This is a genomic window from Streptomyces sp. NPDC091287 (genome assembly GCF_044768525.1).
GTDB lineage: Bacteria > Actinomycetota > Actinomycetes > Streptomycetales > Streptomycetaceae > Streptomyces.
Genome location: NZ_JBIVUV010000013.1, coordinates 123163 through 138859, shown reverse-complemented (window position 1 = coordinate 138859; position 15697 = coordinate 123163). Strand labels below are relative to the sequence as shown.

Genomic DNA, 15697 nt, shown 5'->3' with positions numbered 1-15697 from the left:
AGACTCTTGAATAAGTCGTACCTAATAGGTTTCAGTAGCGCGACGGACCGATGTCGAAGAAGACAGCGAGGCACCCCATGAGCACCCCCCACGTCGTCGTGGTGATGGGCGTAGCAGGAACCGGCAAGACCACGATCGGTCCCCTGCTCGCCGCCGAACTCGGCGTTCCGTACGCCGAGGGCGACGACTTCCATCCCCCGGCGAACATCGCCAAGATGTCGGCCGGCACCCCCCTGGACGACGACGACCGGTGGCCCTGGCTGGACGCCATCGGCGCGTGGGCGCACGGGCGGGCGGGGCTCGGCGGGGTCGTCTCCAGCTCCGCGCTCAAGCGGGTCTACCGGGACCGGCTGCGGGACGGGGCGCCGGACGCCGTCTTCCTGCATCTGACCGGTGACCGGGCGCTGATCGAGGAGCGGATGGCGGACCGCAAGGGCCACTTCATGCCCACCGCGCTGCTCGACTCGCAGTTCGCGACGCTGCAACCGCTCCAGGCCGACGAGGCCGGGGTGAGCGTCGACGTGTCCGGCACTCCTGAGGAAATCACCCGGCGAGCCGCCGCCGCGCTGCGTCGGCTCGATAGTTAAGGACCATCACCGTGACCAGTCTCAGCGTCGAGATGCTGGCAGCGGAAGCCGCCGAACCGATCACCTCGGCAGGCAACGCTCAGTTGGGCATCGCCGTCCTGGCGGGCATCGCCGTCATCGTTCTCCTCATCACCAAGCTCAAGATGCACGCGTTCCTGGCGCTGACCATCGGTACGCTGGCGCTCGGCTCCTTCGCGGGAGCCGCCCCGGCCGACACGATCCTCAGCTTCACCGCGGGCCTCGGCTCCACCGTCGCGGGCGTGGGCGTCCTGATCGCGCTCGGCGCGATCCTCGGCAAACTGCTCGCCGACTCGGGCGGGGCCGACCAGGTCGTCGACACCATCCTCGCGAAGGCGAGCGGCCGGGTCATGCCCTGGGCGATGGTCCTGATCGCCTCGATCATCGGTCTGCCGCTGTTCTTCGAGGTCGGGATCGTGCTGATGATCCCGGTCGTGCTGCTCGTCGCCAAGCGCGGCAACTACTCCCTGATGCGCATCGGCATCCCGGCGCTGGCCGGTCTCTCCGTGATGCACGGGCTGATCCCGCCGCACCCCGGCCCGCTGGTCGCGATCGACGCCCTGGACGCCAATCTCGGCGTGACGCTGGCGCTCGGTGTGCTGGTCGCCATCCCGACGGTGATCATCGCCGGTCCGGTGTTCTCCCGCTACGCCGCGCGCTGGGTGGACATCAAGCCGCCGGAGAACATGATCCCGCAGCGCCCCACCGAGGACCTGGACCGCCGTCCGAGCTTCGGCGCGACCCTGGCGACCATCCTGCTGCCGGTCGTCCTGATGCTGCTGAACGCGCTCGTCGAGATCGTGGTCGACAACCCCGAGAACGGTCTCCAGAAGGTCACCGCGGTCATCGGGTCGCCGCTGATCGCCCTGCTCGCGGCCGTCCTCGTCGGGATGTTCACGCTGGGCCGGGCCGCGGGCTTCACCAAGGACCGGCTCGCCGGCACCGTGGAGAAGTCCCTCGCCCCGATCGCCGGAATCCTGCTCATCGTCGGCGCGGGCGGCGGCTTCAAGCAGACGCTGATCGACGCCGGGGTGGGCCAGATGATCCTGGAGTTCTCCGAGAACTGGTCGATCCCGGCCCTGCTGCTCGGCTGGCTGATCGCCGTCGCGATCCGCCTCGCCACCGGCTCGGCCACCGTCGCCACCATTTCGGCCGCCGGTCTGGTCGCCCCGCTGGCCGCCGATATGTCGACCTCGCACGCGGCCCTGCTGGTGCTGGCCGTCGGCGCCGGTTCGCTCTTCTTCAGCCATGTCAACGACGCCGGGTTCTGGCTGGTGAAGGAGTACTTCGGCATGGACGTCGGCCAGACCGTGAAGACCTGGTCGGTGATGGAGACGATCATCTCCGTGGTGGCCATGGCCTTCATCCTGCTGCTGTCGCTGTTGCTGTAGCCCCTCCCGTACGGCAATGACGGACGCCCGCCCCGGTACGGCACCGGGGCGGGCGTTTCGCGTACGTACGGGAGTCGTCAGCGGCGGGCCGACTCGCTCTCGGCCGCCTTCTCCAGCTGGAACGCCTCGTTGCCGAGGCCGATCCGGGCGTGCACCTCGGGTTTGACCGAGCGCAGCACCGCCCCGTACACGAGGCCTCCGACGAGCGCGAGGATGATCACGCCCGGCAGCAGCCAGCTGAGGGCCGAGCCGGGGCCGGAACCGACGAGGACGTCGAAGTCGCGGACGGTGAAGACGGCGATCGTCAGGAGCGCGAGTCCGGCGAGTCCGGAGGCGACCAGGCGCGGGGCCTGTGCGCGGCCCGCGCCGCGCTTGACGAAGAAGGCGATGACGGCGAAGGAGGCGGCTGCCATCAGCAGGATGACCCCGAGCGCGCCGACGTTGCCCATCCAGGTGAACAGCCGCAGGACGGGGGCGGTGGGGTCACCGACCGGGTTGTCGTCGGTGAGGGCGAAGGCCAGCACGATCACGACGGAGACGACGGTCTGGAGCAGCGAGCCGGTGCCGGGGGCGCCGCTCGCCCGGTTGGTGCGGCCGAAGCGGGCGGGCAGCAGGCCCTCGCGGCCCATGGCGAACGCGTAGCGGGCGACGACGTTGTGGAAGCTGAGGAGCGCGGCGAACATCCCGGTGACGAAGAGGACGTGCAGCACGTCGGTGAAGGTGGAGCCGAGCCGCTCCTCGGTGAGGCCGAACAGCATGCCGGGGCCCTCCTTGAGGGAGGTGTCGGCGATGGAGCCGGGTCCGGCGGCGACGGTGAGGGCCCAGGAGCTGATCGCCAGGAACAGCGCGGAGTACCCCACCGCGAGGAACATCACCCGGGACACCACGAGCTGCGGGCGGCTGGTCTCCTCCGCGTACACCGGGGCCTGCTCGAAGCCGACGAACGCGGCGATGCAGAAGCAGAGCGCGGTACCGAGCCCGACGCCGGTGAGGGTCTCGGGGTTGAAGGCGTGCAGCGACAGGCCCTCCGGGCCGGGCTTGCTCACGGCGGCGATGTCGAAGATCACGACGAGGGCACACTCGATGACCAGCAGGACGCCGAGCACCTTGGCGTTGAGGTCGATCTTCAGCCAGCCGAGAACGCCGACGACGGCCGCCGCGGCCAGGGCCGGTATCCACCACGCCAGTTCGGTGTCGAGATACGTGGCGAAGATGCCGGAGACCTCGAAGCCGAGGATCCCGTAGATGCCGACCTGCATCGCGCTGTACGCCACCAGCGCCACCAGCGAGGCTCCGGCGCCGGCCGTCGGGCCGAGCCCGCGGGCGATGTACGCGTAGAACGCGCCGGCGTTGTGGACGTGCCGGCTCATCTCCGCGTAGCCGACGCTGAACAGCATCAGGACGACGCCCAGGATGAGGTAGAGCAGCGGCTGGCCGACGATGCCCATCACGCCGAAGACCGTGGGCATCACTCCGGCGACCACCATCAGGGGGGCGCTGGCCGCGATCACCGACAGCAGGAGTCCGGGGGTGCCGAGCCGGTTCGCCCGCAGGGCTCGTTCCTCGCCCTTGTAGGTGTTGATCCCGCCGGTATCGGCCGTCCCCCTCGTGCTGCCGGTCTCGCTGGAAATTGAACTGCCCCTCGACATGGCGGGATGGGTCCCTTCTTCGTGGTGGGGTGGTGCCTTTCGTGGATCACGGGGTGCCGAGCGCGTAGGTGCGCGCGGCGACGAACGCGGCGTGGGGCTCCCGTCCGGAGTACGACCAGGGCGCGGCGGTGGCGTACGGGCCGATGCGGTGGAACAGGGCGGCGGCCTCGGCGGGCCGGCCCTCGCAGACCTTGGCGTGGGCCAGGAAGTTCAGGTCGAGGCGGTGACGCGGATGGTCCTCGCGCTCCCATTCCAGCCACCAGTCGAAGGCGGCCTTCATCACCTGGCGGGCCCGGCGTCCGGACCAGTGCCCGGAGAGCGCCGGGTCGCCGGGCTCGATGCCGGCGGCGACCAGGACGCGGTAGCGCTCTGCGTGGGCGATGACCGGGAGAACGGACAACGGGGAGTCGGCGGGAGCCAGTTCGGCGGCCCAGGCGGCGAAGTCGTACACCTCGTGGAGGGGGTCGTGGCCGCTGGCGGGGTTGCTCTCGGCCAGCAGAGCGGTCATCACGTGGTGGGCGTGATGGTGGTCGGGATGGCGGGAGCGCACCTCCTCGAAGAGCCGGCCGGTCTCGTCCGCCCCGTCGTCGCGGCCCCGGTCCAGGAGGAGCAGCGCGAGCCAGGGGGTGGGGTCGTCGGGGAGGAGGCGGGCGGCGGCGAGGCAGGCTTCCCGGGCGCGGGCGGCGTCGTTCGCGCTGGCCTTGGGCCGCAGCGCGCGGGCGACCCGGGCGCAGCCGAGGAGGGTGGCGGCGTCGGCGCTCTCGGGTTCGACGAGCAGCCAGTCACCGGCCCAGTCCACGGCGGACGGGGTCTCGGCGAGGGCCAGCACGCGATGTCCGCGGCGGTCCCAGTCCCGCCCGGTGCCCACGAGCAGGGTGCGGGCCTCGGACCATCTGCCCTGCACGAACTGGCCGCGTGCGGCGATGAGTTCATCGTCGTCGAGGGCCAGGTCGAAGACGTGGTCCGAGCGGCTGCCCCGACGGCGGGAGCGGCCCAGGGGCGGCGGAGGCGGGGGCATGCCGCAGGCTTCTTTCGATGCGGTGTGCGAGCGGATGATCGCGCACAGCAAAGCGGTAGGCAATGGCCCCCGTCAAGGGGCGCTTGATGTCAACTCTGTTCACTTTTCGGCTACTTGGCTGGATTACCCCCTGTCGGCAGGGTGTTCGCACAGCGTGCGGCGGGGTCGGTGGGCGCGGAGTGGCGCCTGACACACTGAGGACATGGAACCTCGCGAGCCCCTCAGCCCTTTCCTTCTCGCCTTCCCCGGGCCGTTGCGCGATCAGCTGGTGGCGGCGGTCCTCTCCGGCGAGAAGGTTTCCACCTCCGGGCTGTTGGCCGAGTACGAACGGGAGCAGGAGGAGCTTCCCCCCGTGGGCGAACGGTCCGCGCTGATCGACTCGGAAGGGCGGGAGGTGGCGGTGCTGGAGCTGATCGACGTACGGGTGCTGCCCCTCGGGGAGGTGGATCTCCAGCATGCGCTCGACGAGGGCGAGGGATATCGGTCGGTGGCCGAATGGCGGGCGGGGCACGAGCGGTTCTGGCACAGCGAGGAGATGCGGGAGGCGTTGGGGGATCCGGGGTTCACCGTGGACGACGGGACGCTGATCGTCGCGGAGCGGTTCCGGGTGGTCGAGCGGTTGGCCTGACTCCCGGGGCTGCCCCGGGCCCCGCTCCTCAATCGCCGGAGGGGCTTGGGATACAGGCCCGCCTACAGGGCCTGCGCCGCCGCCCGGCCCGCCGCCCTGCCGGAGAAGATGCAGCCGCCCAGGAACGTGCCCTCCAGGGAGCGGTAGCCGTGGACTCCGCCGCCGCCGAAGCCCGCCGCCTCGCCCGCCGCGTACAGGCCGGGGAGGGGGGCGCCCTCGGCGCTCAGGACGCGGGAGGACAGGTCCGTCTCCAGGCCGCCCAGCGACTTGCGGGTGAGGATGTTGAGGCGGACGGCGATCAGCGGGCCTGCCGCCGGGTCCAGGACGCGGTGCGGTTTCGCGGTGCGGATGAGGCGGTCGCCCAGGTAGGCGCGGGCCCCGTGGACCGCGGTGACCTGGAGGTCCTTGGTGAAGGGGTTGGCGATCTCGCGGTCACGGGCGATGATCTCGCGGCGCAGGCTCTCCTCGTCGATGAGGTTATCGCCGGTGACCGCGTTCATGCCCCGGACCAGCGCGCCGAGCTCCTTCTCCACGACGAAGTCCACGCCGTGGTCCATGAACGCCTTGACCGGTGCGGGCACGTCCGCGCGGGCCCTGCCGATCACGTCGCGGATCGACTTGCCGGTCAGGTCCGGGTTCTGCTCGGAGCCGGAGAGCGCGAACTCCTTGCCGATGATGCGCTGGTTGAGCACGAACCAGGTGTAGCCGTGGCCGGAGCCCATGATGTGTTCGAGGGTGCCGAGCGTGTCGAAGCCGGGGAAGAGCGGGACCGGCAGGCGCTTGCCGCGCGCGTCCAGCCAGAGGGACGAGGGGCCGGGCAGGATCCGGATGCCGTGCTTGGCCCAGATCGGGTTCCAGTTCTCGATGCCCTCGGTGTAGTGCCACATCCGGTCGCGGTTGATGTGGTGCGCGCCCGCCTTCTCGGCGATGCCGAGCATCAGTCCGTCGACGTGCGCGGGCACCCCGGACAGCATCTTCGCGGGCGGGGTGCCCAGGCGCCCGGGCCACTGGGCGCGGACCAGGTCGTGGTTGCCGCCGATGCCCCCGGAGGTGACGATCAGCGCCTGCGCCTTCAGCTCGAAGGGGGCCGTGGCCTCCCGGCTGCTCGCGGTGCCGCGCTCGGCGGCGCTGGGCTCCAGGATCTCGCCGGTGACCGTGTCGAGCGCCCCGGCGGTGCGGGCGAGACCGGTGACGCGGTGGCGGAACCTCAGCTGGACGAGCCCCTTGGCGACGCCCTCGCGGACCCGCCGTTCGAAGGGGGCGACGACGCCGGGGCCGGTGCCCCAGGTGATGTGGAAGCGGGGTACGGAGTTGCCGTGGCCCGTCGCGTCGTAGCCGCCGCGTTCCGCCCAGCCGACGACCGGGAAGATGCGCAGCCCCTGCTGGTGCAGCCAGGAGCGCTTCTCTCCGGCGGCGAAGTCGACGTACGCCTCGGCCCACTTCCGCGGCCAGCGGTCCTCGGTCTCCCGGTCGAAGCCCGCCGTGCCGTACCAGTCCTGGAGGGCCAGTTCCCGGCTGTCCTTGATCCGCAGCCGGCGCTGTTCGGGCGAGTCCACGAGGAAGAGGCCGCCGAAGGACCAGTGCGCCTGGCCGCCGATGGACTGCTCGGGCTCCTGGTCGAGGAGGATCACGGAACGGCCGGCGTCGACCAGTTCGGCGGTGGCCACGAGCCCGGCGAGTCCTGCCCCGATCACGATCACATCAGCGTCGTACGCCATGGGTTCCATCCTGTCGGGGTGGCTCGGGGCGGGCGGGGAAGGTCGGCCCCACCGGGCCGGCGAAACGTTCAAGTTACCCGTGCGTCAGATCTTGGATACCCGCCGGGGCCACGTCAACCGTCCGGGTGCTGTTGGATGAAACGTATGACGCCCTCTGACGAGATCCTGGACATCGTCGACGAGAACGACGAGGTCATCGGGCAGGCCCCGCGCGGCGAGGCGACCGCGCGGAGGCTGCGGCACCGCTGTGTGTTCATCGAGGCGCGCGACGCCGACGGGCGGGTGTTCGTCCATCGCCGTACGCCCACGAAGCTGGTCTTCCCCTCGCACTACGACATGTTCGTCGGCGGGGTGGTGGGGGCGGGCGAGTCGTACGACGACGCGGCGCTGCGCGAGGCGGAGGAGGAGTTGGGGGTCTCGGGGCTGCCGCGGCCCGAGCCGCTGTTCCGGTTCCTCTACGCCGACGCGGGGCACACCTGGTGGTCCGCCGTCTACCGGGTGCGGTGCGAGCTGCCGGTCTCCCCGCAGGTGGAGGAGGTCGCCTGGCACACGTTCCTGGACGACGCGGAGCTGGAGCGGCGGCTCGACGAGTGGCCCTGGGTGCCCGACGGGGTGGAGGCGTACCGGCGGCTGCGGGGGCTCCGGGCGGCCTGACCGGACTCGGACGCCCCGAACGGATCCGAGCGGGGCCGACCGGATCCGACCGGGACTGACCGGGGCTGACCGGGGCTGACCGGGCCCGATCGGTGAGCAGCCTCTAGGGTTCCAGATGTGAACAAGATCGTGCAGAGCGTACGGCTGTGGTTCGCGCCGCAGCGGATCCGGGACGAGGGGGACACCCCCGACTACCGGTTCTCGCTGGCCAACGAGCGGACGTTCCTCGCCTGGATCCGGACGGCGCTGGCCCTGATCGGCGGGGGTTTCGCCGTCGACCAGTTCCTGCCGGAGCTGGTGTGGGGCGCCCGGGCCGGGCTCGCGCTCGGGCTGCTCGCCGCCGGGGTGCTCTGCGCGCTGCGGGCGGTCAACCACTGGGTGCGGTGCGAGCGGGCGATGCGGCGGGGCGAGGACCTACCGGTGTCCCGGTTCCCGACCCTGCTGAGTCTGGTGGTCGCCGTCGTCGCCGTGGCGATGGTGGCGGTGGTCCTCTTCGGCTGGGAGGGCGTGTGACGGCGACGGCGGACCGGGATCCCGGGCTCCAGCCCGAGCGGACACGGCTGGCCTGGCGGCGTACCACGCTGTCCGCCACGGTCGTCGCGCTGCTCGCGGTGCGGCAGGCGCTGCACGGCGGGGCGACCCCGGCCGCGCTGATCGCGGTGGCGCTGAGCGCGGCGGCCTGGCTCGGTTTCCTGATGGTGGCCCACCGCCGGATGCTGCGGATGGAGGCGGCGCGACCGGAGCCGCTCGCCCCGCGCGGAGCGCTGGCGGCGACGCTGTGCACGGTGGCGCTGGCGGCGTTCGCGGCGGCGATGCTGTTCTGAGCGCGCCCTCTCCCGCGGAAGTCCTCAGCCGTCCCAGTCCACCGTCACCACGATCTTGCCGCGGGTCCGTCCCTCCTGGTTGAGCCGGTACGCGTCGGCGGCCTGCTCCAGCGGGAACACCCGGTCCACATGGACGGCGAGGATGCCCCGTTCGGCCAGTTCCGCGACCTGGGCCAGGTCGTCGGCGTCGGGGCGCACGAAGGCGTAGCGGCCGCCGTAGGAGAAGACCTCGCTGTCCGCGATGGAGGCCAGCCGGCCGCCCGGGGCGAGGGTGTCGGCGGAGGCGCGCAGCGCGTCGCCGCCCACCGTGTCGAAGGAGGCGTCGAAGCCGTCCGGGACCAGTGCGCGCAGCCGGTCGACAAGGCCCTCGCCGTACTCCACGGGCTCCGCGCCGAGGCTGCGGAGGTGCTCGTGGTTGCGGGGGCTCGCGGTGCCGATCACCCGGCAGCCGGTGTGCCGGGCGATCTGGACGGCGAGCGATCCGACGCCGCCGGCCGCCGCGTGGACCAGGACGGTGTCGCCGTCGCGGATCTTCAGGGTGCGGTGCAGCACCTGGTAGGCGGTCAGCCCGGCCAGCGGCAGGCCCGCGGCCTCCTCGAAGCTCAGGCTCAGGGGCTTGCGGGCGAGGGTGCGCACGGGGGCGGCCACGTACTCGGCGAACGTACCGCGCGAGAGGAAGTCCTCGCGTACGTAGCCGATGACCTCGTCGCCGACCGCGAACTCGTCGACCGCGACGCCCGGTTGCACGACGACCCCGGAGACGTCCCAGCCGGGAATCACCGGGAAGACGGCTTCGAGGCCGCTTTGGAGATAGCCCTCGCGGGCCTTCCAGTCGACCGGGTTGACGGCGGCGGCCCGTACCTTCACCAGGACCGTGTCGGGGCCGACCTTGGGGTCGGGCCGCTCGCCGTACTCCATGACGTCGGCGGAGCCGTACGCGCTGTAGCTGATCGCCTTCATCCCTCGACCTTCCGTGCAGGTCGGGGCCGCCGCAACTCAGGGGGTACGGCCGGGGCCCGCCCCTCTCACCAGCGCGGGACCGCCGGCGTCGTCCACTCCGGGTCGGCGGCGCGCATCGCCGCCGCGTCGTCGCGCTCCCGGTGGGTCTCGTCCGCCAGCCAGCGCCGGTGCAGGGCGGACAGGCGCTCGCGGTCCAGCTCGACACCGAGGCCGGGGGCGTCGGAGACGGTGAGCCGGCCCCCGGTGAAGGTGTGGCGCTCGGTGATGACGTCCTCGGTCTGCCAGGGATAGTGGCTGTCGCAGGCGTGAGCGAGGTCAGGCACCGTGGCGGCGACGTGGGTCATCGCGGCGAGGCTGATGCCGAGGTGGGTGTTGGAGTGCATGGAGAGTCCGACGCCGAACGTGCGGCAGATGCCCGCCAGTTCCCGGGTGCGGTGCAGTCCGCCCCAGTAGTGGTGGTCGCTCAGGACGATCTGGACGGCGTCGCGGGCGAAGGCCTCGGGGACCTCGGCGAGGGTGGTGACGCACATGTTGGTGGCGAGCGGGACGTCGGTTCCGGCCGAGACGGCGGCCATGCCATCCGTGCCGCTGGTGGGGTCCTCCAGGTATTCGAGGACGTCCTTCAGCTGCTCGGCGACGTACAGCGAGGTGGGGACGGACCAGGCGCCGTTCGGGTCCAGGCGCAGCGGGCGGCCCGGGAACGCCTCGGCCAGGGCGTGGATCGCGGCGATCTCCCGGTCGGGCTCGAAGACGCCGCCCTTGAGCTTGAAGGAGCCGAAGCCGTAGGTGTCGGCGAAGCGCCGCGCCTGGGCGACGACGCCGGCCGGGTCGAGCGCCGCGCCCCAGTCGTCACTCTCGCCGGGTCCGGGGTGGGCGGCCCAGCGGTAGAAGAGGTAGGCGCTGTACTCGACGGTGTCACGGACCTTGCCGCCGAGCAGGGCGTGCACGGGCAGGCCCCGTGCCTTGCCGAGGGCGTCCAGGCAGGCGACCTCGAAGGCGGAGACGACCGAGAGCCGGATCTTCTCCGCGTTCCTGACTCCGCGCAGTCCCCCGGCGTCGACCCGGTCGTCGGCGGCGCGCGATGCGCCGCACACCTCCTCGGCCAGGGCGAACAGCCCGTTCAGATCGGTGACCGCCCGGCCCGGGAGCGCCTCGGCGAGGGAGCGCGCGGGCTCCAGGTAGGCGCCGTCGCCGTAGGTCTCCCCCACACCGGTCGTTCCGCCCCGGGTGACGACCTCCACGATCAGGCGTGGGGTGTACGGCTGGTGGACGCCCTGTGTGTTCAGCAGGGGTGGATCAGACACGAGGATCGGGGTGAGCCGGACGTCTTCGATCACCAGATCATCTGTATTCATACGTGAACTCTATTCAGGGATGCGTTTCACCGCCAGGGTCGGGCCGGCTTCCGCGCCGCCGGATCACGGGAGGGCACTGGACGACATACCGACTGGTCGGCATCATGGTTCCCGATCGTCCCGTCGCCTCGTTCCGTCGCCCGGAGGTACGCACCATGAGCTCAGTCCCCCCACCAGGTCTCGACCCGGAGCTGCTGCGCGGCCATCTCGACCGCGAACGGCCGGGGCTGGTGAGCGGACCCCTCGAAGCGCGGCTGATCGAGGGCGGTCGCTCGAACCTGACCTACGTCGTCGGCGACGGGACGGGGCAGTGGGTGGTGCGCAGACCCCCGCTCGGCCATGTGCTGGCCACCGCGCACGACATGACGCGCGAGCACCGGGTGATCAGCGGCCTGTACCCCACCGCCGTCCCGGTGCCGGAGCCGCTGCTGCTCTGCGCGGACGACAGCGTGATCGGCGCCCCGTTCTACGTGATGGAGTACGTCGAGGGCACCCCGTACCGCACCGCCGAGCAGCTCGCCCCGCTGGGACCCGAGCGCACCCGGGCGGCGGTCCTCGGGCTCGTCGACACCCTGGTCGACCTGCACGCCGTGGACCCCGAGGCGGTCGGGCTCGGGGACTTCGGGCGCCCCGACGGCTTCCTGGACCGGCAGTTGCGGCGCTGGGGCAAGCAGTTGGACGCCTCCCGCAACCGCGAGCTGGCGGGCATCGACGAGCTGCACGCCTCCCTCGGCCGCGGGCTGCCCTCCTCCCCCGCGCCCACCGTCGTCCACGGCGACTACCGCCTGGACAACGTGCTGCTCGGCTCCGACGACCGGATCAAGGCCGTCCTCGACTGGGAGATGTCCACGCTCGGCGATCCGCTGACCGACCTCGGGCTGCTGGTGATGTACAGCTCGGACCTCGACCTGCCGGAGTCGCCCGTCTCCACCACCAGCGGCGCCGCCGGGCATCCGTCCCCCGCCGAGCTGATCGAGCGCTACGCGGCCCGCTCCGGCCGGGACACCTCCGCCCTCTCCTGGTACACCGCGTTCGCGTGGTTCAAGCTCGCCGTGATCCTGGAGGGCATCCACTACCGCTACACCCTCGGCCAGACCGTCGGCGCGGGCTTCGACCGGATCGGCGATCTGGTCCCCGTCTTCATCGAGCACGGCCTCACCACCCTCCAGGAAGGCTGAACCCCATGGACTTCGCATTCGACGCCCGTACCGAGGAGCTGCGGAGCAGGCTGCTCGCGTTCATGGACGAGCACGTGTATCCGGCCGAGGAGGTCGCCGAGGAGCAGCGGGCACGGCTCGCCTCCCCGTGGGACACCCCGGCGGTGGTGGGCGAGCTGAAGGCCGAGGCGCGGCGGCAGGGGCTGTGGAACCTCTTCCTGCCCGACGCGGAGTACGGGGCCGGGCTGACGAACCTCCAGTACGCCCCGCTCGCGGAGATCACCGGACGCTCCCCGCATCTCGCGCCGACCGCGCTGAACTGCGCGGCCCCGGACACCGGGAACATGGAGGTGCTCTTCCAGTTCGCCACCGACGAGCAGAAGAAGCAGTGGCTGGAGCCGCTGCTGGCCGGGGAGATCCGCTCCGCGTTCGCGATGACGGAGCCGGACGTGGCGTCCTCGGACGCCACGAACATCGAGACCCGGATCGCCCGGGACGGCGATGGTTATGTCATCAACGGCCGTAAGTGGTACATCTCCGGGGCGATGAACCCGGACTGCGCGGTCTTCATCGTGATGGGCAAGACCGACCCGGACGGCGCGGACCTCCGCCGCCAGCAGTCGATGATCCTGGTGCCGCGCGACACCCCGGGCCTCGAAGTGCGGCGCGCGATGCGGGTGTACGGGTACGAGGACCACTCGCACGGCGGTCACGCCGAGGTGGTCTTCCACGATGTACGGGTGCCCGCGGCGAACCTGATCGGTGAGGAGGGCGGCGGCTTCGCCATCGCGCAGGCGCGGCTGGGTCCGGGGCGGATCCACCACTGCATGCGGCTCATCGGGATGGCGGAGCGGGCCATCGAGCTGATGTGCCGGCGGGCGGTGGCACGTACGGCGTTCGGCAAGCCGCTCGCCCAGCAGGGCGTCGTGCAGAACTGGATCGCGGACGCCCGGGTCACGGTGGAGCAGTTGCGGCTGCTGGTGCTGAAGACGGCCTGGCTGATGGACACCGTGGGCAACAAGGGCGCGCACACCGAGATCCAGGCCATCAAGATCGCCACCCCGCGCGCGGTGGTGGACATCCTCGACTCCGCGGTGCAGCTGCACGGCGCGGGCGGGGTGAGCCAGGACTTCCCGCTGGCGGAGCTGTGGGCCTCGGCGCGGACGCTGCGGCTGGCGGACGGGCCGGACGAGGTGCACCAGCGGTCGCTGGCCCGGCGGGAGATCAAGCGGTACGTGTGACGGACAGCGGTGCGGCCCCCTCCCGAGGTGCTCTTCAGGAGGGGGCCGCGCCCGTACACGGCAGGACTCAGAAGGTGAGCTTCCAGCTGTCGATGTAGCCGGTGTCCTGACGGGCGACGTCCTGGACGCGGAGCTTCCAGGAGCCGTTGGCCACCTCGGCGGCGGCGTTGACCGTGTACGTCGTGATGACGTTGTCGGCCGAATCGCCGCTGCTGGAGTTCTTCAGCCGGTACGCGGTGCCGTCCGGGGCCACCAGATCGACGACCAGGTCGCCGCGCCAGGTGTGCTTGATGTCGACGCCGACCTGGAGGGCGGTCGGGGCGTTGCCCGTCCGTCCGGTGACCGTGACCGGCGAGGTCACGGCCGCTCCCCCGTCCGGGATGGCGACATCGGCGGTGTTGCTGAACACGCCCTCGCCGGTGGGCGGTTCGCCGGTGCCGGAGGACAGGGTCCAGATGGCGTGGGCGGCGGCGTCGCTGTTGCGGTCCAGGGCGGTGTCGTTGATGTTGCTCGTGGTGTCGCAGGACGAGTGGTAGCAGCGGTCGAAGGCCTGCCCCGCGGTCCCGCCCCACTTCTGCGCCTGGGCGGCGGACTTGGTGTAGCCGGCGCCGGTGAAGAGTCCTCCGACGGGGACGCCGACGTTCTTGAACGGGGCGTGGTCGGAGCGGCCGTCGCCCTCGGTCTCGATCTCGGTGGGGACCGACAGGCCGGCGAAGTAGTCCTTGAAGGTCTTCTCGATGACCGGGTCGTCGTCGTAGACGAAGTAACCGGCGTTGGGCGAGCCGATCATGTCGAAGTTGAGATAGCCGGAGAGCTTGGAACGCTCGGCGGACGGCAGGTTGTTGACGTAGTACTTCGAGCCGATGAGGCCCAGCTCCTCGGCGCCCCACCAGGCGAACCGCAGGTGCTTGTCGGGCTGATACCGGTCGCGGGAGACGGCGAGGGCGGTCTCCAGGACGCCGGCCGAGCCGGAGCCGTTGTCATTGATTCCGGCTCCGGAGGAGACCGAGTCGAGGTGGGCCCCGGCCATCAGGACCTTGTTCGGGTCGCCGCCGGGCCAGTCGGCTATCAGGTTGTAGCCGGTGGCTCCGTTGGAGGTGAACTGCTGGAGCGTGGTGGTGTATCCGGCGGCGTCGAGCTTGGCCTTCACGTAGTCGACGGACGCCTTGTAGCCGGGGCGGCCGTGGGCGCGGTTGCCGCCGTTGTTCGCGGCGATCGTCGAGAGTTGCGTGAGGTGGGCCTTGACGTTGGCCAGGGGGATGTCGGGCGCCGCGGCGGCGGCCGGCACCGGCGTCGGCTCGCCGGCGGCCTGGGCGGCCGGTGCTCCGGCACCGAGGACGGCGGCGAGGGCGACGGCCGCGACGGCCGCCGGGGATCTGCGCAGGGTGAAACGGTTCGGTCTCATTCACGGGCTCCGGATTCCGTTGGGGACTGACGGAACGTGCGGGGGGTCCCCGGCCGCGCGGTGATCCGGCCGGGTCCTGGAGCGTGGGCCCGGACAAGCGGCCCAGAGGTGCGCAATGCGTGACCGATGCTCAAGGAAATGACAGTGCTCCGTCAAGAGCGGAAACCGGACATAGCCGTTCTATTAACGAACAGTGGTTCGCCCGTGAACCCCGGCGCCTCATCGGGAGGCAGGACATACGACATATATCCAGACTCACCCCGACCGGCGGAGCGGGCCAGTGGATAGCGCGATCCGTCGGCCGGCCCCGCCCCCCTCTAGGGAGTGTCCGCAAAGTATCGTCGTCCGCCCTCTGGGCGGGGCCCGCGGCGTCTGGTGCGTGCTCTCGCAAGGCGCCGGAGTGTCCTAGTAGCGGAGCTACTCGGGCATTTCGGCAACGCCGCGAGAGTGCGTGCCAGGCGTCGTGGGCCAGACGAGACTTTGCGGACACGACCTAGGGGCGCAGGGCCCGCAGCAGCAGGTCCGCGAGGTGGTCGGCGACCTCCTGGCGGCTGAGCGGGCCGTCCGGCCGGTACCAGGTGGAGAGGTGGTGGACCGAGCCGAAGTGGTAGTCGACGACCAGGTCGGCGGGGGTGGCCGAGGAGAAGACGCCGCCGCGCTGGCCCTCCTCGATCAGGGCCCGGAAGCGCTCGTGGTAGCGGCGGCGCTCGACGCGCACCTGCTTGTTCTTCTCGGGGCTCAGGTGGTGCATGGAGCGGAAGAAGATCGCCGCGTCGTCCAGGTTGTCGATGGTCGTGACGACCACGTCGGCCGCCGCGTCGCGCAACCGCTGCTCGATGGGGGCCTCGGCGTCCGCGAAGGCGTCCAGCCGCTCCTGCTGGAGCCGCAGCACCCGGGCGTAAACCTCCTGGAGCAGGTCCTCCTTGGAGCCGAAGTAGTGGTACAGCGCCCCCTTGGTGACGCCCGCCGCCTCGACGATCTCCTGGACCGAGGTGCGGTCGTACCCGCGCTCGGCGAAGAGCCGGGTGGCGGCGGCCAGCAGCCTCTGAGGGACGGGAGTGCCGTTCTGATCCGTCGCCTTGGCCATGAGCC

15 protein-coding genes are annotated in these 15697 nt (G+C 71.3%); 8 read left to right on the top strand and 7 right to left on the bottom strand.

What is annotated here, in order from left to right; all coding sequences use genetic code 11:
- The first annotated feature begins 77 nt into the window (after positions 1-77).
- Both ACIQRW_RS22865 and ACIQRW_RS22860 read left to right on the top strand, forming a co-directional pair.
- Complete coding sequence (locus ACIQRW_RS22865; protein ID WP_403763299.1) at positions 78-587, top strand: gluconokinase; 510 nt, start codon at positions 78-80, stop codon at positions 585-587.
- Positions 588-598: 11 nt separating this feature from the next.
- Positions 599-1996 (top strand): GntP family permease, encoded by a 1398-nt coding sequence (locus tag ACIQRW_RS22860; RefSeq protein WP_403763296.1) that lies wholly within the window; start codon positions 599-601, stop codon positions 1994-1996.
- A 77-nt stretch (positions 1997-2073) separates the two neighbouring features.
- Here ACIQRW_RS22860 and ACIQRW_RS22855 read toward each other — a convergent pair whose 3' ends face one another.
- Entirely contained in the window at positions 2074-3645 is a 1572-nt protein-coding gene (locus ACIQRW_RS22855; protein ID WP_403763293.1) for an APC family permease, read from the bottom strand.
- Positions 3646-3691: 46 nt separating this feature from the next.
- Positions 3692-4663, bottom strand: a complete 972-nt coding sequence (locus ACIQRW_RS22850; RefSeq protein WP_403763290.1) for a hypothetical protein — start codon at positions 4661-4663, stop codon at positions 3692-3694.
- 202 nt (positions 4664-4865) lie between these two features.
- On the opposite strand from ACIQRW_RS22850, the gene ACIQRW_RS22845 reads away from it, so the two are divergent.
- Complete coding sequence (locus ACIQRW_RS22845; protein WP_403763287.1) at positions 4866-5291, top strand: ASCH domain-containing protein; 426 nt, start codon at positions 4866-4868, stop codon at positions 5289-5291.
- Between the two features lie 62 nt (positions 5292-5353).
- Here the strand turns inward: ACIQRW_RS22845 and ACIQRW_RS22840 are convergent, their stop codons facing one another.
- Positions 5354-7009 carry an FAD-binding dehydrogenase gene (locus ACIQRW_RS22840; protein WP_403763284.1) on the bottom strand — a complete coding sequence of 552 codons (1656 nt, stop codon included), beginning with the start codon at positions 7007-7009 and terminating at the stop codon, positions 5354-5356.
- 144 nt (positions 7010-7153) lie between these two features.
- Here ACIQRW_RS22840 and ACIQRW_RS22835 point away from each other — a divergent pair, with 144 nt between their 5' ends.
- The 3 genes from ACIQRW_RS22835 to ACIQRW_RS22825 all read left to right on the top strand — a co-directional run bounded on the left by ACIQRW_RS22835 (position 7154) and on the right by ACIQRW_RS22825 (position 8487).
- Positions 7154-7663: an NUDIX hydrolase gene (locus ACIQRW_RS22835; protein ID WP_403763281.1), complete on the top strand. Its 510-nt coding sequence runs from the start codon at positions 7154-7156 to the stop codon at positions 7661-7663.
- A gap of 117 nt (positions 7664-7780) precedes the next feature.
- A complete protein-coding gene (locus ACIQRW_RS22830; RefSeq protein WP_403763278.1) occupies positions 7781-8176 on the top strand; it encodes a YidH family protein in 396 nt (131 codons plus the stop codon).
- Complete coding sequence (locus ACIQRW_RS22825) at positions 8173-8487, top strand: DUF202 domain-containing protein (RefSeq protein ID WP_403763275.1); 315 nt, start codon at positions 8173-8175, stop codon at positions 8485-8487. The genes ACIQRW_RS22830 and ACIQRW_RS22825 overlap by 4 nt, the downstream gene beginning before the upstream one ends.
- Positions 8488-8511: 24 nt before the next feature.
- On the opposite strand, the gene ACIQRW_RS22820 is transcribed toward ACIQRW_RS22825, so the two are convergent.
- Positions 8512-9447 (bottom strand): NADP-dependent oxidoreductase, encoded by a 936-nt coding sequence (locus ACIQRW_RS22820; protein ID WP_403763272.1) that lies wholly within the window; start codon positions 9445-9447, stop codon positions 8512-8514.
- A 65-nt stretch (positions 9448-9512) separates the two neighbouring features.
- Complete coding sequence (locus ACIQRW_RS22815) at positions 9513-10802, bottom strand: enolase C-terminal domain-like protein (RefSeq protein WP_403763269.1); 1290 nt, start codon at positions 10800-10802, stop codon at positions 9513-9515.
- A 155-nt stretch (positions 10803-10957) separates the two neighbouring features.
- Between ACIQRW_RS22815 and ACIQRW_RS22810 the strand changes: the two genes are divergently transcribed.
- Positions 10958-11980 (top strand): phosphotransferase family protein, encoded by a 1023-nt coding sequence (locus tag ACIQRW_RS22810; protein WP_403763266.1) that lies wholly within the window; start codon positions 10958-10960, stop codon positions 11978-11980.
- Positions 11981-11985: 5 nt separating this feature from the next.
- Positions 11986-13200 (top strand): acyl-CoA dehydrogenase family protein, encoded by a 1215-nt coding sequence (locus ACIQRW_RS22805; RefSeq protein ID WP_403763263.1) that lies wholly within the window; start codon positions 11986-11988, stop codon positions 13198-13200.
- A 67-nt stretch (positions 13201-13267) separates the two neighbouring features.
- On the opposite strand, the gene ACIQRW_RS22800 is transcribed toward ACIQRW_RS22805, so the two are convergent.
- Together ACIQRW_RS22800 and ACIQRW_RS22795 are read right to left on the bottom strand one after the other, a co-directional pair.
- Positions 13268-14605 carry a M28 family metallopeptidase gene (locus ACIQRW_RS22800; protein ID WP_403763260.1) on the bottom strand — a complete coding sequence of 446 codons (1338 nt, stop codon included), beginning with the start codon at positions 14603-14605 and terminating at the stop codon, positions 13268-13270.
- A 493-nt stretch (positions 14606-15098) separates the two neighbouring features.
- The gene (locus ACIQRW_RS22795; protein ID WP_215106797.1) at positions 15099-15692 is read right to left on the bottom strand and encodes a TetR/AcrR family transcriptional regulator; all 594 of its coding nucleotides are present in this window, start codon (positions 15690-15692) and stop codon (positions 15099-15101) included.
- Positions 15693-15697 lie beyond the last annotated feature (5 nt).

Coding starts and splice junctions, on each gene's coding strand:
- ACIQRW_RS22865 (WP_403763299.1), top strand. CDS start 78: ATGAGCACCCCCCACGTCGTCGTGGTGATGGGCGTAGCAGGAACCGGC.
- ACIQRW_RS22855 (WP_403763293.1), bottom strand. CDS start 3,645: ATGTCGAGGGGCAGTTCAATTTCCAGCGAGACCGGCAGCACGAGGGGG.
- ACIQRW_RS22850 (WP_403763290.1), bottom strand. CDS start 4,663: ATGCCCCCGCCTCCGCCGCCCCTGGGCCGCTCCCGCCGTCGGGGCAGC.
- ACIQRW_RS22845 (WP_403763287.1), top strand. CDS start 4,866: ATGGAACCTCGCGAGCCCCTCAGCCCTTTCCTTCTCGCCTTCCCCGGG.
- ACIQRW_RS22840 (WP_403763284.1), bottom strand. CDS start 7,009: ATGGCGTACGACGCTGATGTGATCGTGATCGGGGCAGGACTCGCCGGG.
- ACIQRW_RS22835 (WP_403763281.1), top strand. CDS start 7,154: ATGACGCCCTCTGACGAGATCCTGGACATCGTCGACGAGAACGACGAG.
- ACIQRW_RS22820 (WP_403763272.1), bottom strand. CDS start 9,447: ATGAAGGCGATCAGCTACAGCGCGTACGGCTCCGCCGACGTCATGGAG.
- ACIQRW_RS22815 (WP_403763269.1), bottom strand. CDS start 10,802: ATGAATACAGATGATCTGGTGATCGAAGACGTCCGGCTCACCCCGATC.
- ACIQRW_RS22810 (WP_403763266.1), top strand. CDS start 10,958: ATGAGCTCAGTCCCCCCACCAGGTCTCGACCCGGAGCTGCTGCGCGGC.
- ACIQRW_RS22805 (WP_403763263.1), top strand. CDS start 11,986: ATGGACTTCGCATTCGACGCCCGTACCGAGGAGCTGCGGAGCAGGCTG.
- ACIQRW_RS22800 (WP_403763260.1), bottom strand. CDS start 14,605: ATGAGACCGAACCGTTTCACCCTGCGCAGATCCCCGGCGGCCGTCGCG.
- ACIQRW_RS22795 (WP_215106797.1), bottom strand. CDS start 15,692: ATGGCCAAGGCGACGGATCAGAACGGCACTCCCGTCCCTCAGAGGCTG.